The following is a 25,778-nucleotide window of genomic DNA, read 5'->3' on the forward strand; positions in this document are numbered from 1 at the left end:
GTTTCGGCCTAGAATCGCCGCTGTTCCCCTACGGAGGTCCTTTTTGATGCATCGCAACCTTACGATTGCCGCGCTCGCCCTCGTTCCGCTCCTGTTGACGGGTTGCGAGAAGAAGACCGAGACCGCTACGGCTCCGGCGGCCATTCCCGCCCCACCGGCCACGCCTGCACCGGCATCTGCCGGCGCGCGAACCGTCGCATTCGAGCTCGAGAGCACGTCGGCCGTCGGCGCGCTCCAGATCGACATTGCATACACAGGTGACGGCCGTTTCGTCGGCGACGCAGACGCGGTTGCCTGCGAAACCAAGGTTCCCGAGGCGCTCAGCAGCTACAATCACATCACCGGTGACAAGCTGCTTCGCGCCGCGTTCGTTGCGGTCAAAGGGTTCACCGGTCCGGTCCGCTTCAGCGAGTGCAAGTTCCAGGGCAATCCGAAGCCGGCGGATTTCACCGTCACGATCAAGGATTCGTCGAGCCCCGACCTTGGCGAGCTCAAGCCTCCTCCGTCGATCAAGGTGGTCGTGAACTGAACATGACCCCGAGGCGAAAAAGCCGGCAGATCATGGTCGGAAGCGTGCCGATCGGCGGCGATGCGCCGATTGCCGTGCAGTCGATGTGCACGACCAAGACCGAAGACGTCGTCGCCACGCTCGAAGAAATCCATCGGCTCGAAGAAGCCGGCTGCGAGATCATCCGCGTCGCGGTGCCGCGCGAGCGCGATGCCAGGGTGCTCGGAAAGATCCGCTCGCAGATGAAGGTGCCGCTGATCGCGGACATTCACTTCGACTACCGTCTCGCGCTGATGGCGCTCGACCAGGGCGTCGACTGCATACGCCTGAATCCGGGCAACATCGGCGCCAAAGAGCGCGTGCGAGAAGTGACGAGGGCGGCGCAGGCGCGAAAGGTTCCGATCCGCATCGGCGTCAACGCCGGCTCGCTCGAGGATGATCTGCTCGACCGGTACGGCTATCCGACAGCCGATGCGATGGTCGAGAGCGCAATGCGCCACGTGCGCATCCTCGAGGATCTCGATTTCTACGACATCAAGATTTCGATCAAGGCGTCGTCGGTGCCTCTGATGGTCGAGGCCTACCGCAAGCTCGCGGTCGCGTGCGACTACCCGCTGCACGTCGGCGTGACCGAAGCGGGCATGCCTCCGGGCGGCATCGTCAAGTCGTCGATCGGCATCGGCATGCTGCTCGCCGAGGGCATCGGCGATACGATTCGCGTATCGCTGACCGCCGATGTCGTCGAGGAAGTGCAGGCCGGGTTCGACATTCTTCGCACGCTCAACATCCGTGCGAAGGGAGCACTGATCGTCGCGTGCCCGACCTGCGGGCGCATCGAGGTCGACCTGTTCAAGCTCGTCGACGAAGCCAAGGCGCGGCTCGCCCACATCGAGAAGCCGATCACGGTTTCGATCCTCGGCTGCGCGGTCAACGGACCGGGTGAGGCGCGCGAAGCCGACATCGGAATTGCAGGTGGCAAAAACGGCGGGCTGCTGATTCGCGGCGGCAAGACCGTAGGCAAGTTCAAGGAAGGCGAGCTCGTGGACGCGCTCGTGCGCGCCGTCGAGGAGCTCGTTGCGGAGGACGACGCGGCCCAGCGCAGCGCCTGAGTCCGCGACTTCCTCCAATACCGGCTATGCCGGTTGGGCATGCCGGCATGCGATGCCGGCGCAAACGCGATCACGATCAGGAGCTGCGGCTACACCGGTCCTGCCGGACGGCCGAACGTCTCGAGACAGGACCAATGCGATACTCGCGTCTACTCATTCCAACCCTGAAGGAAGATCCGGCCGAAGCCGAAATCGCGAGCCATCGCCTGATGATGCGCGCCGGCATGATCCGCCAGGTCGCGCGCGGCATCTACGACTTCCTGCCGCTCGGCAAGCGCTCGCTCAAGAAGGTCGAGCGCATCATCCGCGAAGAGCTCGACCGCGTCGGATGCCAAGAGGTGCAGCTTCCGATCGTCACGCCGGCCGAGCTCTGGCAGGAAAGCGGCCGCTGGGAGCTCTACGGCAAGGAGCTGCTGAGGCTGCGCGATCGCAACGACCGCGAGTTCTGCCTCGGACCCACGCACGAAGAAGTCATGACCGACCTCGTACGCCGCGAGGTTCGCTCCTACCGCGCGCTGCCGCTCAATCTCTACCAGATCGCGATCAAGTTCCGCGATGAGATCCGTCCGCGCTTCGGCCTCATGCGCGGCCGCGAATTCCTGATGAAGGACGGCTACTCGTTCCACGCCGACTACGACGACACGATCCGCGAATACGGCGTGATGCGCGAAGCGTACTCGAAGATCTTCAAGCGCTGCGGCCTCCGGTTCCGCGCGGTCGAGGCCGATACCGGCAACATTGGCGGGAGCCTGAGCCACGAGTTCCAGGTGCTCGCGGATTCCGGCGAAGACACGATCGTAAGCTGCAACCGCTGCGACTACGCCGCCAACGTCGAGAAGGCCGAAATCCGCACGGTCACGGCAGGCGGCGCGGCGCAGGCACACGAAGAAGCGCTCGCGGAAGTCGCCACACCCGGGGCGCGCACGATCGAGGAAGTCTCTGCGTTTCTGTCGCGCCCGCCCGAGCATTTCCTCAAAACGTTGATCCTCGTTGCCGACGACAAGGGCATCGCGGTCGTGATCGTCGGTGACGACCAGCTGAGCGAAACCAAGCTGAAGGCCCTCGTCGGTGCGACCACGCTGCGCATGGCCGAAGCAGACGAGATCGAGGCGTGGACCGGCGCGCCGCAGGGCTTTGCCGGGCCCGTCGGCATGAAACTGCCGCTTTACGCGGATCACCGCGTCGCCGGTTCGAGCGCTATGGTCAGCGGTGCCAATCGCGCGGACACGCACGTCACCGGCGTGTCCCAGCAGCGCGACTTTCCGGATGTCGTGTTCGGAAGCCTGCGCACTGCCCGAGGCGGTGACGGCTGCGCGCGCTGCGCCGACGGCGTCTTCGAGCAGCATCGCGGCATCGAAGTCGGACACGTCTTCTATCTCGGCAAGAAATACTCCGAGAAGCTCGGTGCGACGTTCCTCGACGCCGAAGGCAACGAGAACGTGATGGAAATGGGCACGTACGGAATCGGCGTGTCGCGCACGATGGCCGCTGCCGTCGAGCAGCACCACGACGACAAGGGAATCTGCTGGCCGATTTCGATCGCGCCGTTCGAAGTCATGATCGTTCCGCTCAAATGGGACGACGAAGCGACGCAGGCCGTCGCGATCCGGCTCGAGCAGGAGCTCGAGCGCCTCGGCCTCGATGTGCTCGTCGACGACCGCAACGAACGCGCCGGCGTCAAGTTCAACGACGCTGATCTGCTCGGCATTCCGCTTCGCGTGACGATCGGCCCGCGCGGGCTCGCCGCGGGCAAGCTCGAGCTGAAACTGCGCACTGCCGCTGCGGCCGAGGAGATCGGGCTCGATGGCGCGTCCGAAGCGATTCGCGAACGTGTGCGCCAGGCCCACGAGGAGCTTCGAGCATGACGGTGCGTTCAGCAGGGCTTCGCGAGCGTGCGCGCGAGCGCCTGATCTTCGCGCTCGACGTTTCGACCGCGCGCGAGGCGGGAGTTCTCGTCCGCCAGCTTCGCGACAGCGTCGGCATGTTCAAGGTCGGCAAGCAACTCTTCCTTCGCGAAGGCCCGCGCATCATCTCGTACATCCGCGAACGCGGCGCCGAGGTCTTCCTCGATCTCAAGTTCCACGACATCCCGCAGACCGTTGCACGCGCATCGGTCGAGGCCACGCGGCTCGGCGTCGCGATGTTCAACGTGCATGCGTCGGGCAGCACGCCGATGATGCGCGAGGCCGTGCGCCAGGTTCGCCGCGCATGCCGCACCGAGCATCTGCGGCGGCCGCGCATGCTTGCCGTCACGGTGCTGACGAGCCTTTCGGCAACCGAGCTGACCAGCGTCGGCGTGTCCGCACCGGTCGAGGACCAGGTGCTCCGGCTCGCGCTGCTCGCGATGGAATCCGGGATGGACGGCGTGGTTGCGTCGCCGCACGAGATCCGCGTGATCCGCGAAGCGTGCGGCCCGCGCTTCCTGATCGTGACGCCGGGAATCCGCCGCACCGCCGACGACAAGGGCGACCAGACGCGCGTCAACGGCCCCGCCGAAGCCGTTGCCGCCGGCGCCGATTACGTCGTCGTCGGACGGCCGATTCGCGAAGCCAACGATCCGCGCATGGAAGCCGAGCTGATCATCGACGAGATTGCCGAAGCGCTGCTGAATCGCAGACGCATCTGACGATCCTGGCGCGCGGACGATCCTGGTGCGCAGACGCACCTGACAAAGCGTGCGTGCGACGCGCCGTTTCTTCGCGTACGCGCGCTCGCGCGAACGATTTGCTCCGGTAGCGTAGGCCCCGATGTTTCGTGCCCTCAAGGAACGCCGCCGCCGCCGCTTGCGCGAAACTCCGCCTGACGCGGCATGGGAGGCAATGCTCGAACGCCGCCTCGTGCTGTACCGCCGGCTTCCGCCCGCCGATCGAAGCGAGCTTGCCGGGCACATGCACGTGCTGCTCGCCGAGAAAAATTTCGAGGGTTGCGGCGGATTCGAGATGACCGACGAGGCGAAGGCGCTGATCGTCGCGCAGGCCTCGCTCCTGCTGCTCCATCGCGAGAGCGACTACTACCCCGCGCTGCAGAGCGTGCTCGTCTATCCCGATGCGTACGTCGTGCCCGTGCAGTACGAAGCCGGCGGCGGCATGGTGGTCGAGGAACATGTCGATCACATCGGCGAGAGCTGGCAGACCGGCAGCCTGATCCTGTCGTGGAAAGACGTCCTTCTCGGCGCCGCCGGCCGCGACCGCGGCTGCAACGTCGTGCTGCACGAATTCGCGCACCAGATCGACGCGGAAACCGGCGACACCGACGGCACGCCGCCGATTGCCGATCCCGAGCTTGCTGCACGCTGGACGCAGGTGTTCGAGCGCGAGTACGAAAAACTCTGCGAGATGGCCGACCGCCGCCGCCGTACGTTCATCGACGAGTACGGCGCGACGCATCCGTCGGAATTCTTCGCGGTCGCGACGGAGCATTTCTTCATGGAGCCGGCTGCGTTCGCGAAGCGGCATGCGGAGCTGTACCGCGTGCTCAGCGCGTTCTGGCAGCAGGATCCGGCGCGGTGGTAGAGAAATCGCTCATTTCCGCCGAACGGCTGCGTCTCAGCAGGAAGATGACGGTCTCCCTGGTTGCGGTGGTGAACTCCCATTGCAGCTGAGCCGAAGAGCATTGCGCGCATATAGCTTCCGAGCGAGCGGTTGGATAACTTGCCACTCCAGCACCACATGCACTTGGGTTGGCAGAATCAATCCACACTTTCGTGATGCATTTCTTGTTACCATTCGCTCTCGGTATTCGAACAGATAGTCACCACAGCCGCACACGTTCTTCGGGCGACACGAAGAGCTTATCTCCCGGCTGAATATTGAACGCCTCATACCAACTGTCGATGTTGCGCAAAACCCCATTCACGCGATACTGCCGCGGCGAGTGCGGATCTGTCTTCACCTGATTTCTAAGGAATTCCTCGCTGACTTTTCCACGCCAGGCTTGAGCCCAGCCTAGAAAGACGCGCTGGTCACCGGTGAAGCCATCAAGCGTGGGAGGCGGTACACCGCCCAATGCGGCGTGATAGGCGTCGATTGCCAGTAGCACTCCGCCAAGATCCGCGATGTTTTCTCCGAGTGTCAGTTGCCCGTTCACGTGAATCCCTGGCAGCGGAACGAACTGCTCGTACTGTCGCCGCAGCTCAGTAGACCGCGTACGAAACGCCTCATCGTCGGCCTTAGACCACCAATTGCGCAGGCGCCCCTGGCTGTCGAGCTTTCGCCCTTGATCGTCAAAGCCGTGCGTCCACTCGTGTCCAATGTAGGCACCAATGGCACCGTAGTTGACGGCTGCATCCGCTTGGGGATCGAACATCGGAGGTTGAAGTACGGCCGCTGGGATATCTATGTGGCGTCGATCGCCGTCGTTTGAGGCATTATTTGTCTGTGGAGTGAACCAGACCCATTCGTTCCGATCGACGCGGCGCTGCAACCTCTGCATCTCATGGGCCCACTGCGCCTCCGCTGCGCGTCGTACATTACCCACAAGATCATCATCGCGAATTGTCAGATCCGAGTAGTCGCGCCATTCGTCGGGATAGCCGACCTTTACGATATAAGCGTCGAGTTTCTCAATTGCGGCCGCCTTAGTATTCGTCGTCATCCAGTCGAGTTGTTCGATCCGTCGGCGCAGCGCCCCCCGGAGGTCGGCGATGATGGCCTCCACGCGAGCTTTCGACGTCGGTGGGAAGTACCGCTCGGCGTAGATTCGACCAACGGCCCACGCCATATCCCCGAACACCGGGCCCGACTCCAGATCGCCGGCAACTTGCCGCACACCTCGCTTCCAACGAGGCTCTTCTTCTTGCTGGCCATTGAGCGCATGACCATAGAGTTGGAATCTCGGTCCGTTGAAGTCTTGAGAGAGATACTTGGCCGCGCTGCTGGTGGCTTGAAATGCGAGCCACGCTTTCACGGTCGAGATCGGTGTCCGGGCGAAGATCGCCGCGATTTTCGGAAAGGCTGTTCTCTCCGCGACGATAACGCGGTCCACTTTCGCAAGTCCTGCTTCGTTCAGGAAACTCCTCCACGGGAAGTCCGGCGCAAAATTCTCGAGCATCGCGACAGTCATCGGGTTATAGGTTTTGTCGACCTCTCTCCTGTCGGCTGCGCTCCAACTGGCCGCCGCGATCGAACTCTCCAATTGAACGATGCGATCGGCCTCGGCTGGTGGGTCCGCCCAACGAATCGCCCCAAGCATGTACTCGACGTATGCTTGGTACTGTCGTCGGATCTCTTTCGTTGCCGCATCGCCTTCCAGGTAGTATTCTCGACTCGGCAAACCCAGGCCGGATTGCTTTAGCTTCACGGCGTAGCTTGTTGGATCGCGTTGGTCGATCTCGATGGCGATCTCGAAAAAACTATTCACAAAATTAAAATTGGCGCGTCCCATCATTGTCCCCAGCTCCTCGTGACTTCGCGTTGAGCGAATTGCCGCCAAAAGAGGGTCAAGGGGCTTTTCCCGGAGTAACTCGATCCGTGACTCGTCCATGAAGGACTTGTAGAAGGCGCCTATTTTTCGATTGGTGTCACCTGGGTCGTGATCTACGCCATCTGCAGAAGCCTCTAGAATCTCGCGGATACGAGCTTGAGTCAGATCAGTCATTTGAGTGCGTAGGCTCACTTTCGGTTTGTCGACGGGTATGGGTGTCCTTGCGAGCCATCGGTCATTGGCATAACGAAAAAAATCATCGCCAGGTCTGATTGCAGTATTTATTGACGACGTATCGATACCCCAGTTCCCGTAGTGCATCGGAGACTGAGACTGGTGCTTCGTCGTGGTGCACGCGACGGTCAAAATCCCAAGCATGGCAGCGCGCTGAAGAAGTCTGGTTCGAGCACTCATCAAACACCTCCGTATGGACCACCATCGATCTCTGATCGAGCAACGCATCGTCCAATGTCCGGATGGAAGGACCGAGAACTCCACGCGAAGTGAACAATGCGCGGGGCGAACTGAGGAAAGCGCACGAGTCTCGGTGGTAGATGCGAGGCGCCCAACGGTGAAACCCCGTGCCGCTTGTGTCAACTAAAAACTCGAGGGGCGATTCGGAAAGCTAATTGGCTCGTGATCGTCCTCACATCATCGCCTCTGATCGACAAATGGCGGATGGCCGTCGCCGCCACCTGGCGTTACGAACTTGGCCCGAGGCGCACCTTCAGGACGGATTGACCGCCGCCGTATCCCCGAGCGTAAAGCGAAACACCGCCCCGCGATCGAGATGTCCCTCCGCCCAAACCTTGCCGCCGTGACGCCGTACGATGCGCGCTACGGTTGCAAGGCCGACGCCGGTGCCTTCGAACTCCTGGTTCGCGTGCAGACGCTGGAACGGCTGGAAGAGCTTGCCGACGAAACGCATGTCGAATCCGCAGCCGTTGTCCCGCACGGAGAACACCGATTCGCCCTCGTGAATCTCGCTGCCGATCGCGATCTGAGCGCTCCTGCGCCTGCCCGTGTATTTCCACGCGTTGCCGATGAGATTGGTCAGCACGATGCGCAGCAGCTGCGTGTCCGCATTGGCGAGCAGGCCGTCCTCGATTTCGAACGTGGCGTCCCGCTCCGGATTCGTTGCGTGAAAATCGGCGGCGATCGCGCGCACCATCACGGTAACGTCGACGGGCTCGCGCCGGATCTCCACGCGGGATGCGCGCGACAGCATCAGCATGTCGTCGATGAGCTGCGCCATGCGCCGGCTCGCTCCGCGGATCCGCTCGAGCTTGGTCAGCGCGTCGTCGGACAGCTCGCTTCCGTGATCGTCGGCGAGCACGGCGGCAAATCCCTCGATGCTGCGAAGCGGCGTCCGCAGGTCGTGCGAGACCGAATACGCGAATGATTCGAGATCCTTGTTGGCCGCCTCGAGCAGCGCGGTTCGCTCGCGAACCTGGGCCTCCAGATCGAGGTTCATCCGCCGTACGGCTTCGGCTGCACGCCGGCGTTCGGTGATGTCGACGCCGACGCCTCCGACGCGCGTCCGCCCGCCCTGGTGAATGGCCGTCAGGCTGATCTGGAACCAGCGCGGCTCGCCGATCGGCATGAAATACTCGGGAACATGCACCGAGCCTTCCTTCGCACAACGCACGATGAGCTCGCGGAGCCGCTCGACCTCGCCGTGCGAGAACCCGACCTCGCGGCCGGTGCGGCCGCGTACCTGTTCGACCGTCACACCGAATGCCGTGGCCAGAGTTTCGTTGACGTCGACGTAGACGAAGTCGTCGTCGGTCAGATCGAGCAGCGCGCTCTGCACGTTGGACGAGCGGAAAATGCCTTCGAAATCGGCGCGGCTCTCGGCCAGCGCACGGCTGGCCGCGCGCGCCCTGTATTCGGCGAGGGTGTCGCGCTCGACCTCGCGTGCAATGTAGATCGACATCAGGAACGCCAGCGACAATGCACTCAGGTCGTACCAGATGTCGTGGTAGACCGACGACTCCACGAGCAGCGGTGCCGTCGCCATGAGGAATGCGGCGACAACCGCCACGGCCTGGGTCCGCGGGCCCCATGGGATGAAGCTCGACGTCGCGAGAATCGTGATCGCGAACAGCAGCGCATTGGTGTGGACGTTGCCGATGATCAGGCCGGTCGCGCCGGTGACGAAGTTGCATGTGATCGATAGCACGAGCAGGCATGCGACGAGTGTCGCCCGCGTCGGATTGCGAGCCGAGATCCACATGCCGCCCACGGTGACGGCCGCCTGCAGGAACTTGAGGGCGAGGAGCAGGCCAAGGTGCTGCTCGTGAAGCCAGACGTGAAGACCGGCGAATGCAGCTGTTCCGGCGAGGATCGGCCAGCGGATCAGGCGGAATCGGCGAAGCAGAAGCGGCGCGAGGATTTCCCGGCTGGGCTCACGCGCCGGATCGTGGTTGCTGAGCGCGTCGGGTGTCATTCGGTCGCCGTTGTGCGAGCAGGACGCTCAGCATTAGCGGGCGATCGCGGCGAAGTCACGACGGCGCGACCTTGCCCCGGCACCGCAAAAAGAGCGTCGTTCGCCCGTGGCCGGCGGAAACGTGACCCGCGTTACTCGCTGAGCGTGCGCACTTCGTCGGTGAGGCGACGGACGCGGATGGAAAGACTGCGTGCGAAGTTCTCGAGCAGCTTCACCTTGAGATCGGGATGCGTGTTGGTCAGGTGCTCGAAGTCGGCGATCGGAAGCTCCCAGCATTCGACCGGCGTATCGGCGCGTACGACGGCCGAGCGCGGCTGGCGCTCGAGGATCGCCATCTCGCCGAAGATCATTCCCGGCGTGCAGGTGGTCAGCCGGCGCGTTCCTCCACCGGCGAGATCGATCGTCACACTGACCTGTCCGCTGGCAAGAAAGAACATCGAATCGGCGGCGTCGCCGATGGCGACGATCTGTTCGCCGGCCTTGAAGCGGCGCGTCTTGAGGACGTTGCGCAGCACGTTGATGCTGACGTCGTCGAGCCCTTCGCAGATATCGAAATTCTCGAGAGAGACGGGGATTCCTCCCGGAGCCGAGACGCGAATGTCGTAGAGAAGCTGGTCTTCGCAGAGCTCGAGCGCCGTGTCGGCCTCTTCCATCGCGAGCAGCAGCGCCGCCGGCTTGCGCGCAAGCGCCGCCGAGAAGTACTGCTGCAGCCCGGCGTCGGCGTCGAGACCCGTCAGGATGACTTCGCGGAATCTCTGGCGGTTGCGCTCCCAGAACGACATCCACAGGTCGAGCGCCGGCCAGTCCGCCGTCGAGACGCGCTTGAAGTCGAAGACCAGCCAGTCGGAGTTGGGCGGCAGCGCGAGAATGTCGCGAATCACCCGCTCGATCGAAAACAGCGTGAGCTCACCCTGGAGCTCGAAGACGACGATGCGCCGTCCGTGCTCGGAGAGCGCGCGCTGCTCGAGCGAGCGGCGCATGCGCTTGGAGCTGACCATCGACGCGTCGTAGCGGCGCCGCACGAGCGATTTGCCCGAGCGCGTTGCCTGGAACAGGTGCAGGCCGAAGTCTTCGGACAGATCGTGGAACACGCGCACGCCGCGCACGCTGTTGCCGCGCGTGTCGAGCGGCGGGGAGAAGACCGCGATGCCGACCTGCCCCGGCAGCACGCCGATCACGCCGCCGCCGATTCCGCTCTTGGATGGCATGCCGGCACGGGCAACCCATTCGCCGGCGTAGTCGTACATCCCGCACGTCGCCATGACACCGAGGACGTTGGAGACGATCGCCTGATCGAGCACGCTTTCGTTGGTGGTCGGGCAGACTCCGCCTCCGGCGAGCGTTGCGGCCATGACGGCGAGGTCGCGGCAGGTGACCATCGTCGAACATTGCTGCGAATAGCACTCGAGCACCGGCTCGAGCACCGAGCCGACGATTCCCGAATTGCGAAGCAGATAATCGATTGCAAAGTTTCCGATGCCGCTGTGACGCTCGGAGGCGACCATCGCGTCGTCGATCTGGAGCGGTTTTCCGGCACACCGCGACATCACGTCGAGAATGCGGCGGACGCGCGGCCGGCCGGCTTCGTCGCGAACCAGACTGGTCGCGGCGATCGCGCCCGCGTTGATCATCGGATTGAACGGCCGCCCGCTTTCCTGGAACAGGCTGACGCGGTCGGTCCCGTTTCCGGTCGGCACCAGGCCGACTTTGTCGAGCACGCCCTCGAGACCGTTGTCCTGGAGCGCCAGCGCGTAGGCGAACGGCTTGGAGATCGACTGGATCGAGAACGGGGTTTCGCAGTCGCCGACCGTGTAGACACGGCCGTCGGTGGTGGCGATGGCGATCCCGAATGCCGACGGGTCGGCCCGGGCCAGCTCGGGAATGTAGCTTGCCACCTCGCCGGCGGTGCAATCGACGTGTCGCGAGTAAAGCTCCTGCAGATACGTTGCGAGCGGATGCTCGGCGGCCGGATCGTCGGGGACAGGTGCGCTCGTTTTTTTCGAAAAGCTTTCGGACACGTGAGGACTCCCTCGGCTCGGAACAATGACAGTGTGGCGCTATCTCGCCAAGAGGATCGACGCCCGCCGGCCGCTTTTTGACAGGCGCGATCGAAGCAGGTTCCGCGCCGACGGCAGCAGCGACGCCGGCCGCAGGCGCTGGAGTAACCGACCGGCTGCGCGCGTCAAGTCGCCGCCGGCCGATCCCGGATCGCCTCGCAGCGGCGAAACTGCTCGGCAGGCGAAAGCTCCGCCGGCAGCGTTTCAATTTTGCGGCGTCGTAGAAGTCCTGCGGCGTTGAGGTCGCCGGGGCCGGTTTCGACCGGATACGACCTGTCCGGCAGCCGTTCGGCGCCGGGCACTCCGTTAGCCGGCTGCGCGCGAGAGAGTAGTGCACTTGCGGCCCTGCAGTCGCCCTGCAAGGCAAGCACGACGCCGCGCATCGCGACCGCATCGGCAAAACCCGGATCGAGTGACGCGCTGGCCGCCAGCTCTTCATCGGCGCGGCGCAGGGAATCAGACCTCGCCTGCCCGGCCGGCTCCCGGGAGGCTTCGATCAGATGCACGATGCCGAGGTTGTACGCGCTCTCCGGGATCGAACGGTCATAGCGACGCGAACGTTCGAGCTCTTCGCGCGCCCCGTCGAGATCGCCGCCGGCGAAGTCGAACACCGCAATCGAGTTCGCGTACTCGGCCTGCGTCGACAGGATCGCCTCTTCGCGCTGCGCAGCCGTGCCCGTCGACTGGCCCGGTTGCCGGAGCGCGGCGGTTCGCAGGAAATACTGCGCGGCGTCGAGCTTGCCGCTTTCGAACGCGAGCGCCGCCAGGTTCTCGTAGCCGAGGTGATGGCCGCGGGCGGCGGCCGCTTCGAACTTCTTCTGTGCGATCGCCCGGTCGCCGCCGGCATAGTGGAGCACGCCGTACATGTTCTGGACGATCGCGTTCTCGAAGCCTTCGACGAACCAGTCGTCGGGCATGAAACGCCCGTGCGCGAACACGATCGCGCTCGTGAGCGCAAGCGCGGCGCATGCCGAAGCTGCGGCGTGCTGCAGGCGGCGGCTGCGCGCGCCGACGAATACGAACCCGACGGCAAACATGTACGCGAACGCCGATCCGACCAGCAGCAGGTACGTCGCCTTTACGGCCGCCTGTGTCGGCACGCTGCGTGTGCCGTGTACGACGACAGCCGCCATTGCCGCCAGCGTCGTCAGCATCGCTACCGCCGTGTCGTCCCACCCGCGACGCCACAGGTTTTGCAGCGAGACGGCGATGCCGAGCAGCATGATCGAGGTCGGCACCAGCGCGAGCAGCAGCAGCAGCTGTCCGGCGCGCCGGGACGCTTCGCTGTGCGTGACCGGCGTCAGCACGAACCCGCCGAATCCGTCGAACCAGGTGTTGGCGTAGATGCCGGTCGGAATCGATTCGCGCATCGCGCTGTACCCGCCGTACGGCGGGCGCGGCGAGTTGAGCGAAAGGCCGCGCGGCCACTGCGGCCGATAGATGATGCCCGGGTCGAACAGCAGATATTCGAGCAGCTCGCGGCGCCCCTGGAGCTGCGAGTCCTCGACCCTCTTCAGGAAAAGATGGGTACGGCTGAGCTGGAACGGCGTGCCGAACTCGCGAACGTTGCGCGCGTAGTAGCCGCCGCAGACCGCGAGCATGGCGACCACGACGATCGCGACGGTTCCCGCGGCACCGGCAAAATCCCGGCGCACGATGCCGCGAAGGGCAATCGTCGCGATCGAGCCCGCGACCACCACGATTGCCGTGAACTTGGTCAGCATGGCCAGCCCGAGCATCACCCCGAGCGTTGCGGCGTGGGCCGTCGTCTCTTCGCGCAACGTCCAGACCAGCGCGAGAAGCGCGAGGTTGCCGAGAATGGCCGTCAGGTTCTCGTTGCCGACGAACCCGGCGCTGTAGAGTTGCATCGGCAGGAACAGCATCGACCCGGCCGCCAGCAGCTGGACGAGCCGATCGGAGGGAAAGCGCAGCCGCACGATCACGAATGCCGTTGCCGCCGGAATCAGGCCGGCGAGCGCGATCAGCACCGTTCCGATCCGCAGCCGCACTTCGGCGTCGAGGGAGCCGGCCAGGCGCCAGATCAGAGCCATCAGCTCGTAGTAGAGCGGCGGCTGGAAGAATTCCCAGCCCTGGTCGGCCAGCGGGATCCTTCCGGTGGTCGCGACGAACCAGATGTACGTAAAGTGTGCGAACGCGTCGTAGCCGCCGAGCACCGGAAACGACAGGGCGTTGTTGAGACGCACCGCCGCCGCCGCGACCGTCATCACCGAGGCAATGACGAGGAAGGTAGTGCGGCTCATCCAGAGGCAGGGTCGTCTTCAAGTGGCAAAAGGTCAATTGGGCGATTCGCTCTCCGAGCCGGTCGCCGCTTCGCTCGCTGAGCCGTGCGCCGCTATGCTGCGCGCCGTGCAGGCGGAATCAGGCGCGGGTCGCGGCATCGTCGTAGTCGCGTCGATCGTCCTGCTGCTGGTGGCGGTCGCCGAGCGGCTGCACAACGCGTGGGCGGCACCGGTTCTTTCCGGCTACGACGCGTTCGGCCACTTCACCTACATCTGGTTCGTCGCGCGCACCTGGCATTTCCCGATGGCGACGCACGGATGGTCGTTCTTCCATCCGCCGCTCTACTACGCGCTGATGGCCGGAATCTGGAACGCGCTCGACGGGCTCGACCCGTACGTCCGGCTGAAGATCGGCAAGGTGCTGGTGGCAGCGCTCGGATCGGTGCAGGCGCCGATCGCATGGTACGTGGTGGGACGCGCGTTTCCGCAAAACCGCGCCGTCCGGGCAATGGCCGCGCTTCTCGTCCTCGTCGTTCCGGTGCAGCTCTACAGTGCGGGATTCCTCGGAAACGAAGGTCTTCACGCCGTCTTCGGTAGCCTGTCGCTGCTCGCGCTGCTTCATCTGCTGGACGCTCCGTCGCCGCGCCGCGCCGCTGTTCTCGGCCTCTGTCTCGGGGCGGCGATGGCTGCCAAGTTTTCGGCGCTCGCCATCGTCGTCGCGTCGCTCGCGACGATTGCCGCTCGCGCACTCGCGCGCCGCCGCTACGGCGAAGGGGCCAGGCTCATCGCCGTCACCGCGGCAACGTCGCTGGTGATCTGCGGTCCGTGGATCGTGCGCAACATCGAAGCGTACGGAACTCCGTTCGAGCTCAGCCGCAGGACGTTCCCGGTCGCATACGTCGAGAACAACCAGCCGCAGGCGGCAAGAGGCTGGGCGGACTACCTGACGTTCGATCCGCTGATCTTCAGGCGGCCGGTGTGGCCGCGCGATTCGACGGCGTCGAGCGATCCGGCGCCGCACGATTTCGAGCGCGCGGTGCGCGAGTCGGTGTGGACCGGAATGTACGCGAACACGTGGTTCGACGGCTTCGGCGGCTGGGTTCTGCCGCCGGTGGTGGAAAGCGAAGGCTCACGCCGCGCCGGGCAGGCGCTGCTCATGCTCGGCCTGATCCCGACGCTGCTGATCGCGATCGGCATCGTGCGTGCGCTGGTCGCCCTCGCACGCCGTGGATGGGATGACACGTCGGTCGCATTCGCGTTCACGACCGCGGCGATGATCGTGCTGCTCGTGCAGGGGACGATCGAAGTACCGATCGCAGCCGCGGTCAAGGCCACGTACTTCACGCCGATCGCGGTCGTATTCGCGTTCTGGTTCGCGCACGGAGCGGTGTGGATCGACGAGCGGCTGCGCGCGCTGTCGTATCTCCTGCGCGCGGGCTTCCTCGTGCTTGCGGTGCTCAGCCTGGCCGTCTTCTGGCAGGGCTTTCTGTTCGATCCGACGACGATCACGAGCAACATCCCGCGCTTCGACGAAGGCAAGACCGTGCAGGACGGCATCGTCAAGTACGCCGGCGGGCGCGTCGACGAAGCGCGCGCGCTTTTCCGCAAGGCGGCGGCCACCGACTACCATCTGGCTTACGAGAATCTCGGCTTTCTGCTGATCGACGAGGGCAAGGTGCGCGCCGGCCTGTCGCAGCTTCGCCTCGCGTGGCGGATGCAGCATCGCCAGGTCGACGGTCCGATCGACGCCGACAGGTTCCTGCGCCTCGCAAAAGCCGAATACGGCCATTCGATTGCGGTCGTGATGCACGACCACGGGCAGTCGAGACGCGCCACTCTGCTCTGGCGCCGCGCGCTGCGCCAGAATCCGCAACTTTCCGAGGCGCTCGCGGGCTTGTCGCTGACCAGGCTCGAAGACGTGCTGCACCTCGAGCCCGACGAAAAAGCGCGCCGCGCCGCGTTCGAAGAGGCCGCAAGTGATTTCGCGAGCGTGCGCGCGATCGATCCGGGCCTGGCCGACGGCTGGACGCTTGGCGCTGCCGTGTCGGCCGCGCGCGGCGACTGCGACGGCGCACGAGCAATCCTCGATGCATGGAAATCGCTTCCATGCTGGATCGAGCGTCAGTTCCCGGCCGAGACCGGTACGGGCGCCGGCCACTCGGCGTCGATCGGGCGGCGACGACTCGCCAGGCCGCGCACGCAGCGCTTCAACCCCGATCTTGTCCTTCGCGCATGCGGCATCGAGTCGGGCTCGATATAGCAACGTCGAGAAACGCCAGGCTGCCGAGCGATGGAGCTTCGCGCGGCGCGGCTTCGGCCTGATCGATCGCTGCGGCAAGCTCGTCGCGCCTCGGCGACGGAGGAAGCGGGGCGACCTGCTCGAGCCCTTCGCGGATCGCCGCGCGCGCGCCTTCGATTGCCGCCGCGCGGTACTCGGGATCGACCGACAGCAGCGCCTTGGTCAGGCCGGACGCCGACGCATCGCTGCGGCGCGTACCGAACAGATACGCAAAGCTGAATCCGACGCCGCGATATGCCCGGCCTCGAAGCTCGGGCGGCAGCGCATCGATGCGCGGGCCGAAGATCGGATCGGTTCCGTGCTTGAAGACGACGAGGTGCCCATACGCTTCGGCGCCGGTCTCGCGAGCCTCCGATTCGGCGAGCGCGCGATGGCCGCTCCCGTCGTTCACGATCTGCAGCGTGCCGATTGCTCCGGCGGCCACGCATACCGACAGCGCGGCAACGCTGATCAGCCGCGGCGCACGCGCGACCGCCAGTGCAACCGCAAAGAACAGCGACGGGAGAGCCGGCACGATGATCCGGAACGTGAACCAGCGGACCATTCCGTAGTCGTTGAACTCCTGGTTGCTGGCGGCAATCGTCGCGAGGAAAAGCGGGAAGACCACGAGGATCGCGAGCTCCGGGCTCTGGCGCACGTGTGCGCCGAGCGTCGACGTCGAGCGCGCGATGCCCGACACGATCCGCAGCAGCCCTGCAGACGTCGCAGCGATCCATGCGGCCGCGCAGACCGCGAGATACGGATAGGACAGGAGATCCCTCGAGACCTTGACGTCGCCCGGAACTCCGATGTTGCGGAAATAAAGCGCGACCGGAACGCCGTGGACCGTGACGTCGAAGAGTCTTGCCACGTAGCCGGCTCGCCCCGCGCCGCCGCGCGCGAAGGTTTCGCCGACGATGTCGAGCGCACCTCCGGCAATCGCGTAGCGAACGATCCACGGCGAAAAGCCTGCAGCAAAGCCTGCGGCGGCAAGCGGCCACGATCGGAGCGGAAGCGCTCCGGCCGCAAACGCGTACGCCAATCCGGCTGCGAACGTCAGCGCCGATGTGTAGCTGAACCAGATCGAAAGCCCGGCCGCCGCCATCCATGCGAACAGTCGGGCGCGAGCAATGGAGCGATCCGTCGAGCGAGCGACGTATCGATACATGAGCAGCCACTGCAGGCCGCTCAGCGTGACCGTGTCGCTGTGAAAGCCCTGGCCGACGACGTTGAACACGGCAAAGACCGGCGGTGCCGCGAGCCACGCCAGGCCGAGCGCATTCGCGGTGCGTCTGCCGAACACGTTGTCGGCGACGAGCAGCCAGAGCCACAGGCCGAGCGCGCTCCACGCGAGCGCGACCGCCTTGAGCACGACGATCGACGGGCCGGTCACCGCGGTCACTAGCGCTGTGAGCCCGGCGAAAACGAGGCTTCCGCCGGCGTACGGATCGGCCTGCAGATCGTGGAAAGGAATTGCCCAGCCGCTTCGCAGCGCTTCGGCGATGAGCAGCCGGTAGGTCTCCTCCCAGAAGTACACGCCGTCGAAGCCGAGCGCGATCAGGAGCGCGCGGTGCACGACGAACGCGGCAACCCACCACAGGAGCGCGACTCGCGAGCCGGTCATCTGTGCGCGCGAAGCAGCCGCTCGAGCCGCTCGTCGCCCGCCGATCCCGTAGCGACGGCGACGGCTGCTCCGATCCGGTCGTCATTGCGCAGCCGCAGGCCGGGCGGCAGCCCGGCGTCGCCGCCGGCGCTCGTATCCTGCGCGACGATGGCCGCGTGAGCCTCGCCGCGGAGAACGGCATCGAGGCCGTCGTGCGCGCTCAGGCGAAGATGGTGCACGCGCGCGCGCAGATCCTGCCGCCGCAGTGCCGCTTCCAGCGCTGCCGATGCTGCGCTCGGCTGCCCGGCAAGCACGAATGCGGCATCGATCTCGCCCGGTGCTGCGAGCAGCTCGACCTCGACGTTGCTGCCGGCGTCGATTCCTTCGACCGTCGCAGCGATCGCCAGCCAGCCGTGTGCCGTGCTGACCGTGCTGATCGAGCCCGCGCCCGACGGAAGAGCCGCGACGACGTCGAGACCGCCCGCCTGGCGCGTGATGACGACGCGGCGAAACTCGTCCACGCCGAGCCGGGAAGGAATGTTGCGGACGACGCGCGCCTGCATCACCGGACGCACCGGTTCGGCGGTACCGAGAAGCGCAGCGACGAGAGGCCGCAGCAGCCGCTCGCAGACTACGATTGCCGCGACGGGATATCCGGGGATGGCAAGCACGGGGGTCGCGCGTGCGGCGCCGCCGGCAACGCGCGCGATCGCAACCGGGCGCCCGGGCGCAATGTCGACTCCGTGCACCAGCATCTCGCCGAGCGATGCGAGCACCGACGTGGTCAGGTCCTTGCGTCCGGCCGAGCTGCCGGCGATCACGCAGACCGCATCGAATCGATTCGCCGCGTCGGCGACGACTTCCGACAGGCGCTTTTCGTCGTCGGCGACGATGCCGAGGCGATGCGCGCTTGCGCCCCACTCGTCGGCGAGCGCAGCGATCATCCGCGAATTGTAGTCGATGATCTGGCCGACGGTCGCGTGGCCGTCGGGCTCGACGACTTCGCTGCCGGTGGAGACGATGGCAATGCGCGGCCTTCTTCGAACCGAAACGTCGGTCGTTCCGGTAGCCAGCATCGCGCCAAGGTCCCATGCACGAATGCGCTGGCCGGCGCGCACCACGATGACGCCCCCGGCGATGTCCTCGCCGATCCGTCGCACGTCGCGTCCCGGAGCGACCGGCGCTGAAATGCGATAACCGCCGCGCTCTGGCGGCTCCGCATCGGACGCAACGACTGCCGCGTCTTCGATCCGCACCACGGCGTCGGCCCAATCCGGAAGAGCCGAACCGGTATCGACCGGCAGGCAACCCGGGCCGGCGCCTGCCTGCACGACATGCAGCACGACCGGGGAGGCCGCCGCGGCGGTGGTATCGGCCGAGCGCACCGCGATCCCGTCCATCGCCGACGCGCGGTAGTGCGGCGACGGATGCCGCGCGACGACGTCTTCGGCGGCGATGCGGCCGCTCGCGTCGCTTGCCGAGACGGATTCCGCGTCGACGGGCCGCACACCGGCAATCAGCAGCGCGCGCGCCTCGGGCAACGGCTTCCGCTGCAGGAAGGGGCCGGTCATTGGAAAAGCAGCACTTCGACCTCGGTGCCGGCGGCGAGGCCTTCGCTGGATCTGGGAATGCGCAGCAGCCCGTCGGCCCTTGCGATCGTCGAGATCGCGACCGATTTCCCGCGAAGCGGAGTCGCAACCATCAGCGAGCCGTTCGCGAATGCTTCCGTGCCGGCGGAATCGTCCCCGAGCCGCACGCGCACGTAGTCCTCGCGGCCCGGAGTGGACGTCACGTCGCGCTCGAGCCGCGCACGCACGCGCGGCCGGGTTGCCAGGATCCGGCGCAGCGATTCGCCCTCGCGAACGCGGATCAGCACGCTCGCGAACAGCGCGAACACGACGGCCGCCGCAGCCGGATTTCCAGGCACGCCGAGGATCGACAACGCGCCGGCTTCGGCGAACATGGTCGGTTTGCCGGGAGCGATCGCGATGCCGTGGAACTTCACGTCCGCGCCCGGCACGCGCAGGATCGATCCCATGACGAAGTCTTTGGAGCCTTTGGAGCTGCCGCCCGACAGCAGCAGCACGTCGCATTCGCTGCCCGCACGCCGGAGCAGCTCGTCGAGCGCGCGCTCGTCGTCGCGGATCACGCCGTAATCGACGACGTATGCACCGAGCGATTTCGCCATCGAGCCGAGCAGGTACTGGTTGACGTTGCGGACGCGTCCGGGAGGAAGGGCTTCTTCCGGCTCGACGATCTCGTCGCCGGTTGCGGCAATGCCGACGCGCGGCGTGCGGTAGACCGTGATTTCGGCGCGGCCGACGCCGGTGACGACGCCGACGTCGCTGCCGCGCAGGCGATGGCCGGCCTCGAGCACGACTTCGCCCGCGTGGAGATCCTCGGCGATTGCGATCGTGCTCGCGCCCGGCGCGACCGCGCGCCGCACGAAGATGCGGCCGCCGCGCTCCTCGGTGTGCTCGACGATCACAACGGCGTCCGCGCCGGCCGGCATCATCGCGCCGGTCGACACGCGGATGGCCTGGCCTCCGGCGAGCGTGGCGGTTGCGTGCTCGCCCATCGCGACTTCTCCGGCGAGAACGAGCGCAATCGACGACTCGTCGCTCGCGCCGGTCGTATCGGCCGCGCGCACCGCGAAGCCATCCATGTTCGAACGGAAAAAGTGCGGGACGTCTTCGCGCGCAGTAACCGGCTTGGCCAGCACGCGGCCGAGCGCCGAGCGAGCGGGAACGACCTCGGTTCCCAGCGGCCGGCTGGAGGCCAGCTCGTCCCAGGCCTCTTCGGTCGTGCGCAGCCGCAGGAACGGTTTCACGCGAGTCTCCGGTGCTCGAGGCTTGGAAGCTCGCGACGGACGCGCTCGAGAACGGCAGCGTCCAGCGTCGCCGTCACGACCGCGGCTTCGTTGTCGGGCCCGCGCGCGACGACCTGTCCCCACGGATCGACGATCAGGGAGTTGCCATAATCTTCGAACCCGTGCGTGCTCACGCCGTACTGATTCGGCGCAACCACGAAGCACTGGTTCTCGATCGCCCGCGCGCGCAGCAACGGCTCCCAGTGCGCCTGTCCGGTCGGTTTCGTAAAAGCGGACGGCATCGCGATGACCTCGGCGCCGGCGTCCGCGAGCTTTCGGAACAGCTCGGGAAAGCGCAGGTCGTAGCAGACCGCGAGCCCTATGCGCCCGAGCTCGGTCTGGACGCAGACGACTTCGTCACCGGCCCGGCGAAGTTCCGATTCCTTTACGGTGACCCGCCCCGGAAGGTCGACGTCGAAAAGATGGATCTTGCGGTAGGCGGCCACGAGCGAGCCGTCCGGGCCGAAGAGCGTGGCTGTATTGAACGGCAACCCGCCGGCGCCGGCCGGAAACGCGATTGACTCGAGAATCGACCCCGCGATGAGATGGATTCGAAGACGCCGGGCCAGCGCCGACATCGCATCGGTGGTCTGTCCGGGGATCGATTCGGCCTCGTGGCGTGACTGCTCCGGCTTTCCCCGCCACGAAAAAACTTCAGGCAGGGCAACCAGTTGCGCGCCTGCGTGGGCGGCTTCCTCGATCGCGTGTGCGGCTTTCGCGAGATTCGTTCCCTTATCGGGTCCGGAGTTCATCTGCACGACGGCGACAGGGAACGTCTTCATGGTTAAGGTCGGTGACGCTATGCGCAGAGACAATGGTGGTCAATCAGCTGCTACAGGTCCGGACACGTCGTCCGGGGCTGGCGAGTCCCGACCGGTCGGGATATGTGACGCCGCCCACCCTTTTTGTCACGCTGCGGCAATTTGCGGGTGCCGGCTACCTTTGATAGCGCAACGAGTCATCAATTCTTAAGTGGGACAAAGAGTCATCGAGAGGAGAACACCGAGCATGGGGACGGAACGGGTCATCAAGCGGTACACCAATCGCAAACTGTACGACACCGACCAGTCGCGGTACGTCACGCTCGACGATATCGCCAAGCTCATACGCGATAACGAAGAGGTCAGGGTCATCGACAACGAGACTCAGGACGATCTCACATCGGTGACCTTCGCGCAGATCATCCTCGAGGAGGAGAAGCGCAAGACCAACCTCGTTTCGGTGCCGTTCCTGCGAAAGCTCATCCACTCCGGCGAAGCCGCCGTGCAGGACCTGAGCGATTCCGCCAAGCGTGCGCTCGACCAGCTCGGTGACCTGACGGGCCGCGCCGGCGGCCGCGTCCGCGAGGTCGTCGAAGAGGGCGGCAAGGCGATCGACGAAGCCATCGACGAAGGCCGCAGTTTCATCGACGAGCTGATCAACCTTCCGCAGCGCCGGCTCGAAAGCCTGCGCGACGTGGCCTTCAAGCAGGTCGACCGCATCCGCCAGTCGCCGTCCCTGCAGCGCGAGATCGAGCGGCTCGAAAAGAGCATTCACAGCATCGAGCAGATGCTGACCAAGCTGCGCGAGACCGAAGAGCACGAAGCCGCCGCCGCCGCCGAGGGCCGCGGGCCCGCCCATACGCCCGAGAAGAAGACCGAAGCGATCATCGTGACCGAAAAGACGATGGTTGCCGGAGACGTGGTAATCACCGAGATCAGCGCGGAACCGGTCGAGATCGAAGGCGAGCCCGAGGAAGTCCACCACCACAAGCCTCGTGCGAGCAGCGGATCGCGCGGCTGATCCTTCTCGAGCTTGCGGTCGAGTTTGCGCAAGTTGCGCGCAAGTTTCGCGGCAAGTCCTCTGGCCAATCTTGCGCTGCGCCTCGAGCGTCTGTAGAACCGACTGACCGATGGCAAGGCGCTCTCGCAAGACCGCTCGTACCGTCGAGGAAGCGAGCCCCCTCCTTGAACGTCTCAAGGAGATCGCAGCCGCGAGCGGGCTCGAAGTCCGCGAAGAAAGACTCCACCGCGAGGTAGGCTACAGCGTAAGAAGCGGCGTCTGCCGGGTCTCCGGCGACGAGGTCCTGCTGCTCGATCGCAACGTGCCGCCGGCCGAAAGGATCGAAGCCCTGCTCGCGCTCCTTGCCGACCGCGATCTCGATTCGGTGTTCATCGAACCGGAGCTGCGCCGGCAGATCGGTGGCCGCGCACTACCCCAGGACGAAGGATCGACGTCCGAATCCGCCTGACGGCGGCCGCCGTGGCTCCCATTCACGAAAAGGCCGAGAAGTTTCGCGACTTCATCAAGACCAGCGGCCTCAAGTCGACCCGCCAGCGCGACGAGATCGCGAACTGGTTCTTCCATCACAAGGGCCATCTGTCGGCCGATCAGATTTACCGCAAGGTCAAGGAATCGTTTCCCGGCATCGGCTTCTCGACGGTCTACCGCACGATGAAGCTGATGGTCGAGGCGGGCCTCGTCTCCGAACGGCACTTCGGCGACGGTGAGGCGCTGTACGAGAACGTCTCCGGGCACCACGATCATCTGATCTGCACGCAGTGCGGGAAGATCACCGAGTTCGAGGACGACACCATCGAGCAGCTGCAGCGCTCGGTCGCCGACCGGCAGGGATTCCTGCTGACCAGTCACAAGATGGAGCTGTATGGGCTCTGCTCGAGCTGCCGGTCGCGGAACGCGTAGCTCACAGCCAGTTCGCGTCGGTCTTCAAGCCCTGCTCTCGAAACGCCGCGCCGGTTACTGCTCGTACGGGCAGTTCATGACTACGCTCTGACCGACGGACCGCTTCAGCACCCGCAGCGAATCGCTGGCTCGCACGACGTCGTCGCCGTCGGCGTCGCAGCGGTTGATCGGGCAGGCGATGTGCTGGATCGCGCCGCGCAGAATCTTGAGCGCGTCGCTCGTGGTGATCTCGTCGTTTCCGTTGGCGTCACCGCACAGGATGACCGACGAGCATTCGCTGTCGCATCCGTCGTCGTCGACGGTGTTGCCGTCGTCGCACTCCTCGAGGTCGTCAACGACGCCGTTGCCGCAGTACGGCATCGTGGTGCTGGTCGTGGACGTCGCTTCCTCGAGTGTCGTCGACGTCGACGTGGTGCTCGTCGTGCTGGACGTCGTCGTCGTGGGCTCGAGCGTCGTGGTCGGCTCCAGGGTCGTCGTGGTCTCGAGTGTCGTCGATGTTTCGAGCGTGGTCGTCGTGGTGGTGGTCTGGTCGGGGCCGCAGTCGGGCAACGAAACGCTGATGTGCGGAGGCTTGGTCAGCGAGCCGTCGATCTTCGACGCTTCTTCGACGAACACGACGAAATCGCCTGGAACGGCCGATGCCGTGGGGTCCGAGAACCAGCAGTGTGCGATCTTGCGCGGGCCGACGATGCCGGTCAGCGTCACGAAGCTCGCGGTGATGACGTTTGCGACAGGATCGTCGACGAACGGGACGAGCGTGTTCGGCGCATCGCCGTAGCACGCGACGCCGTGTTCGGTCGGGAGCCAGCTTCCGGGCGCATTCCCGTACGCCAGATGCAGCTGAAGAGCACCGAGCGTGACGGAATCGTCGAGCCGGAGCGCGACTTCACACGTACGAGCGTAGGATGTCGCGGACGCGGCCATAAGGCCGGCGACCAGCGCCGAACAGGCAAATACTCTCAACTGTGGAACCCCCAGAACCCGCCCGACGAACATGGGGGACGAACGAAAGATTTGCCATCACTTTCCGGCACTCGCCGTGAAGATTCTTTTCACGGACGTCATCAGGAAATCCACTTTTCGCTTGATCATTTCAGATCGAACAGTGCTGTCGCGTTGCGTCCGGTCGCGTCGTGCACGTGCTCGATGCTCACGCGATGAATTTCGGCCAGCCGCTCGGCGACTCGCGCAACGAATGCCGGCTCGTTGCGCTTGCCGCGGTGCGGCGCCGGCGCGAGGTACGGCGAGTCCGTTTCGACCATCAGCCTGTTGAGCGGAAGGCGCGATGCGGTCTCGCGCATCGCGTCGGATTTCGGAAACGTGAGGATTCCGGAAAACGAGATGACGAGGCCGAAGTCGAGATACCAGACCGCATCGTCGTAGCTTCCGGTAAAGCAGTGCACGACGCCGCGAATGCCTCCGGGAGCTTCGCTCGAGAGCACGCTCCGAAGATCGGCTTCCGCGTCGCGGCAATGCAGCACGATCGGCTTTCCGGTGCGGCGCGCGAGCGCGATGTGGCGCGCTAGCGAATCCTTCTGCACGTCGGCCGGACTGTGGTTGTAGTAGTAGTCGAGCCCGGTCTCGCCGACGGCAACGCATTCCGGCGCTTCGAGCAGCGCAGCGACGCGCGCTTCGGTCACCGCGTCGAAGTCTTTCGCGTCGTGCGGATGCATTCCGGCGGTCGAGCGCACGAACGGATGCTTCCGTGCGAGCTCGAGCGCCTGTTCGCTGGCTTCGACCGGGCCGCCGCCGCCGACGGCAACGATGTGCGTGAGCCCGGCTTCGAGCGCGCGCGCGATCACGGCGCCCTGATCGTCGGCGAACTTCGGATCGGTCAGATGGCAGTGCGTATCGACGAGGCCGGCCATGCTCACGTCGAGGCCCTAGGCCTTTGCGCGGTCCGCGCCTTCGACAGGCTTGATCTCGACGCGCGGGAACAGCGGCTCGGGCGCATTCACGCGATGGCCCGGCGCAAAGCTCGTGCGCCACGGCCCGGCCGGATCGGCGAGGCGCCCCGGGTCCGCATCGACGAGCGCCGCAATCTTCGCAGCCGTCTCTGGCATCGCCGGCGCGATCAGGCGCGCGAGGTGGCGCAGCCCGTCGCAGAGCACGTGAAGGATCACGCCGACGCGCGGCCGCGCGGCTTCCTCCTTCCACAGCTTGAACGGCGCGGTTTCGACGATGTACTTGTCGCACGCCGCGACGGCCTTCCAGATCTCTTCCAGCGCGATGTGGAACTGGCTGTTCTCGTACGCATCGATCGCGCGCCGCTCGGCTTCGGTGAAAGCCGCCTCTAGCGCGGTTTCGAGCGCAGTCGCATCGCCGCTTGCGATCGGCTGCACGATGCCGTCGAAATACTTCTGCTGCATCGCGAGCACGCGGCTCACGAGGTTGCCGATGCCGTTGGACAGGTCGGCGTTGAAGCGCGTGATGAACGCGTCCTCGGTAAAGGCCGCATCGTTTCCGAATGCCATCTCGCGCAGCAGGAAGTATCGGAAGCCGTCCATGCCGAAGCGCTCTTTCATCGCGAGCGGTCGGATCACGTTGCCGAGCGACTTCGAC

Annotated in this window: 20 protein-coding genes; 9 read left to right on the top strand and 11 right to left on the bottom strand. The window is 65.4% G+C overall.

The window, feature by feature from the left end; all coding sequences use genetic code 11:
* The first annotated feature begins 46 nt into the window (after positions 1 to 46).
* The 5 genes from VN634_14520 to VN634_14540 all read left to right on the top strand — a co-directional run bounded on the left by VN634_14520 (position 47) and on the right by VN634_14540 (position 5,129).
* Positions 47 to 529: a hypothetical protein gene (locus VN634_14520; protein HXC52097.1), complete on the top strand. Its 483-nt coding sequence runs from the start codon at positions 47 to 49 to the stop codon at positions 527 to 529.
* A 2-nt stretch (positions 530 to 531) separates the two neighbouring features.
* Positions 532 to 1,617 (top strand): flavodoxin-dependent (E)-4-hydroxy-3-methylbut-2-enyl-diphosphate synthase, encoded by a 1,086-nt coding sequence (gene ispG, locus VN634_14525; GenBank protein ID HXC52098.1) that lies wholly within the window; start codon positions 532 to 534, stop codon positions 1,615 to 1,617.
* 134 nt (positions 1,618 to 1,751) lie between these two features.
* Positions 1,752 to 3,482 carry a proline--tRNA ligase gene (locus VN634_14530; protein ID HXC52099.1) on the top strand — a complete coding sequence of 577 codons (1,731 nt, stop codon included), beginning with the start codon at positions 1,752 to 1,754 and terminating at the stop codon, positions 3,480 to 3,482.
* A complete protein-coding gene (gene pyrF / locus VN634_14535) occupies positions 3,479 to 4,243 on the top strand; it encodes an orotidine-5'-phosphate decarboxylase (GenBank protein HXC52100.1) in 765 nt (254 codons plus the stop codon). The genes VN634_14530 and pyrF overlap by 4 nt, the downstream gene beginning before the upstream one ends.
* Before the next feature lie 121 nt (positions 4,244 to 4,364).
* Complete coding sequence (locus tag VN634_14540; protein ID HXC52101.1) at positions 4,365 to 5,129, top strand: M90 family metallopeptidase; 765 nt, start codon at positions 4,365 to 4,367, stop codon at positions 5,127 to 5,129.
* A 238-nt stretch (positions 5,130 to 5,367) separates the two neighbouring features.
* Here the strand turns inward: VN634_14540 and VN634_14545 are convergent, their stop codons facing one another.
* The 4 genes from VN634_14545 to VN634_14560 all read right to left on the bottom strand — a co-directional run bounded on the left by VN634_14545 (position 5,368) and on the right by VN634_14560 (position 13,805).
* Positions 5,368 to 7,500, bottom strand: coding sequence for a M13 family metallopeptidase (locus VN634_14545; GenBank protein ID HXC52102.1), 2,133 nt, complete (start codon positions 7,498 to 7,500; stop codon positions 5,368 to 5,370).
* A 265-nt stretch (positions 7,501 to 7,765) separates the two neighbouring features.
* Positions 7,766 to 9,487, bottom strand: a complete 1,722-nt coding sequence (locus VN634_14550; protein HXC52103.1) for an ATP-binding protein — start codon at positions 9,485 to 9,487, stop codon at positions 7,766 to 7,768.
* Positions 9,488 to 9,618: 131 nt separating this feature from the next.
* Positions 9,619 to 11,505: a glutaminase A gene (gene glsA / locus VN634_14555; GenBank protein ID HXC52104.1), complete on the bottom strand. Its 1,887-nt coding sequence runs from the start codon at positions 11,503 to 11,505 to the stop codon at positions 9,619 to 9,621.
* Positions 11,506 to 11,669: 164 nt separating this feature from the next.
* Positions 11,670 to 13,805, bottom strand: a complete 2,136-nt coding sequence (locus VN634_14560) for a glycosyltransferase family 39 protein (protein HXC52105.1) — start codon at positions 13,803 to 13,805, stop codon at positions 11,670 to 11,672.
* Between the two features lie 37 nt (positions 13,806 to 13,842).
* On the opposite strand from VN634_14560, the gene VN634_14565 reads away from it, so the two are divergent.
* Positions 13,843 to 16,044 carry a glycosyltransferase family 39 protein gene (locus VN634_14565; GenBank protein HXC52106.1) on the top strand — a complete coding sequence of 734 codons (2,202 nt, stop codon included), beginning with the start codon at positions 13,843 to 13,845 and terminating at the stop codon, positions 16,042 to 16,044.
* Here the strand turns inward: VN634_14565 and VN634_14570 are convergent.
* From VN634_14570 to VN634_14585, 4 genes are read right to left on the bottom strand one after another with little or no spacing between them, the layout of a single operon-like run.
* Positions 15,992 to 17,686 carry a hypothetical protein gene (locus VN634_14570; protein HXC52107.1) on the bottom strand — a complete coding sequence of 565 codons (1,695 nt, stop codon included), beginning with the start codon at positions 17,684 to 17,686 and terminating at the stop codon, positions 15,992 to 15,994. The two genes, VN634_14565 and VN634_14570, sit on opposite strands and share 53 nt — an antisense overlap.
* On the bottom strand, positions 17,683 to 19,236 hold the full coding sequence (gene glp, locus VN634_14575) for a gephyrin-like molybdotransferase Glp (GenBank protein ID HXC52108.1): 1,554 nt from the start codon (positions 19,234 to 19,236) through the stop codon (positions 17,683 to 17,685). The genes VN634_14570 and glp (VN634_14575) overlap by 4 nt, the downstream gene beginning before the upstream one ends.
* Complete coding sequence (gene glp / locus VN634_14580) at positions 19,233 to 20,495, bottom strand: gephyrin-like molybdotransferase Glp (protein HXC52109.1); 1,263 nt, start codon at positions 20,493 to 20,495, stop codon at positions 19,233 to 19,235. Before glp (VN634_14580) ends, glp (VN634_14575) begins: the two co-directional genes overlap by 4 nt.
* The gene (locus VN634_14585) at positions 20,492 to 21,316 is read right to left on the bottom strand and encodes a carbon-nitrogen hydrolase family protein (GenBank protein HXC52110.1); all 825 of its coding nucleotides are present in this window, start codon (positions 21,314 to 21,316) and stop codon (positions 20,492 to 20,494) included. The genes glp (VN634_14580) and VN634_14585 overlap by 4 nt, the downstream gene beginning before the upstream one ends.
* A gap of 226 nt (positions 21,317 to 21,542) precedes the next feature.
* Between VN634_14585 and VN634_14590 the strand changes: the two genes are divergently transcribed.
* From VN634_14590 to VN634_14600, 3 genes are all read left to right on the top strand, one after another.
* Positions 21,543 to 22,316, top strand: coding sequence for a polyhydroxyalkanoate synthesis regulator DNA-binding domain-containing protein (locus VN634_14590; protein HXC52111.1), 774 nt, complete (start codon positions 21,543 to 21,545; stop codon positions 22,314 to 22,316).
* A 109-nt stretch (positions 22,317 to 22,425) separates the two neighbouring features.
* Positions 22,426 to 22,764, top strand: a complete 339-nt coding sequence (locus VN634_14595; protein HXC52112.1) for a hypothetical protein — start codon at positions 22,426 to 22,428, stop codon at positions 22,762 to 22,764.
* An 11-nt stretch (positions 22,765 to 22,775) separates the two neighbouring features.
* On the top strand, positions 22,776 to 23,216 hold the full coding sequence (locus VN634_14600; GenBank protein ID HXC52113.1) for a Fur family transcriptional regulator: 441 nt from the start codon (positions 22,776 to 22,778) through the stop codon (positions 23,214 to 23,216).
* Between the two features lie 54 nt (positions 23,217 to 23,270).
* On the opposite strand, the gene VN634_14605 is transcribed toward VN634_14600, so the two are convergent.
* The 3 genes from VN634_14605 to VN634_14615 form a co-directional block, all read right to left on the bottom strand.
* Positions 23,271 to 24,179, bottom strand: coding sequence for a DUF4215 domain-containing protein (locus tag VN634_14605; protein HXC52114.1), 909 nt, complete (start codon positions 24,177 to 24,179; stop codon positions 23,271 to 23,273).
* A 125-nt stretch (positions 24,180 to 24,304) separates the two neighbouring features.
* Positions 24,305 to 25,084 carry a TatD family hydrolase gene (locus tag VN634_14610; GenBank protein HXC52115.1) on the bottom strand — a complete coding sequence of 260 codons (780 nt, stop codon included), beginning with the start codon at positions 25,082 to 25,084 and terminating at the stop codon, positions 24,305 to 24,307.
* A gap of 15 nt (positions 25,085 to 25,099) precedes the next feature.
* The coding region (locus VN634_14615; GenBank protein ID HXC52116.1) for a class I tRNA ligase family protein at positions 25,100 to 25,778 on the bottom strand (679 nt) is incomplete at its 5' end.

Source organism: Candidatus Limnocylindrales bacterium (assembly GCA_035571835.1).
GTDB lineage: Bacteria > Desulfobacterota > Binatia > UBA1149 > CAITLU01 > DATNBU01.

Coding starts and splice junctions, on each gene's coding strand:
- VN634_14520 (HXC52097.1), top strand. CDS start 47: ATGCATCGCAACCTTACGATTGCCGCGCTCGCCCTCGTTCCGCTCCTG.
- ispG (HXC52098.1), top strand. CDS start 532: ATGACCCCGAGGCGAAAAAGCCGGCAGATCATGGTCGGAAGCGTGCCG.
- VN634_14530 (HXC52099.1), top strand. CDS start 1,752: ATGCGATACTCGCGTCTACTCATTCCAACCCTGAAGGAAGATCCGGCC.
- pyrF (HXC52100.1), top strand. CDS start 3,479: ATGACGGTGCGTTCAGCAGGGCTTCGCGAGCGTGCGCGCGAGCGCCTG.
- VN634_14540 (HXC52101.1), top strand. CDS start 4,365: ATGTTTCGTGCCCTCAAGGAACGCCGCCGCCGCCGCTTGCGCGAAACT.
- VN634_14545 (HXC52102.1), bottom strand. CDS start 7,500: ATGCGTTGCTCGATCAGAGATCGATGGTGGTCCATACGGAGGTGTTTG.
- VN634_14550 (HXC52103.1), bottom strand. CDS start 9,487: ATGACACCCGACGCGCTCAGCAACCACGATCCGGCGCGTGAGCCCAGC.
- VN634_14560 (HXC52105.1), bottom strand. CDS start 13,805: ATGAGCCGCACTACCTTCCTCGTCATTGCCTCGGTGATGACGGTCGCG.
- VN634_14570 (HXC52107.1), bottom strand. CDS start 17,686: ATGACCGGCTCGCGAGTCGCGCTCCTGTGGTGGGTTGCCGCGTTCGTC.
- glp (HXC52108.1), bottom strand. CDS start 19,236: ATGACCGGCCCCTTCCTGCAGCGGAAGCCGTTGCCCGAGGCGCGCGCG.
- VN634_14585 (HXC52110.1), bottom strand. CDS start 21,316: ATGAAGACGTTCCCTGTCGCCGTCGTGCAGATGAACTCCGGACCCGAT.
- VN634_14590 (HXC52111.1), top strand. CDS start 21,543: ATGGGGACGGAACGGGTCATCAAGCGGTACACCAATCGCAAACTGTAC.
- VN634_14595 (HXC52112.1), top strand. CDS start 22,426: ATGGCAAGGCGCTCTCGCAAGACCGCTCGTACCGTCGAGGAAGCGAGC.
- VN634_14610 (HXC52115.1), bottom strand. CDS start 25,084: ATGGCCGGCCTCGTCGATACGCACTGCCATCTGACCGATCCGAAGTTC.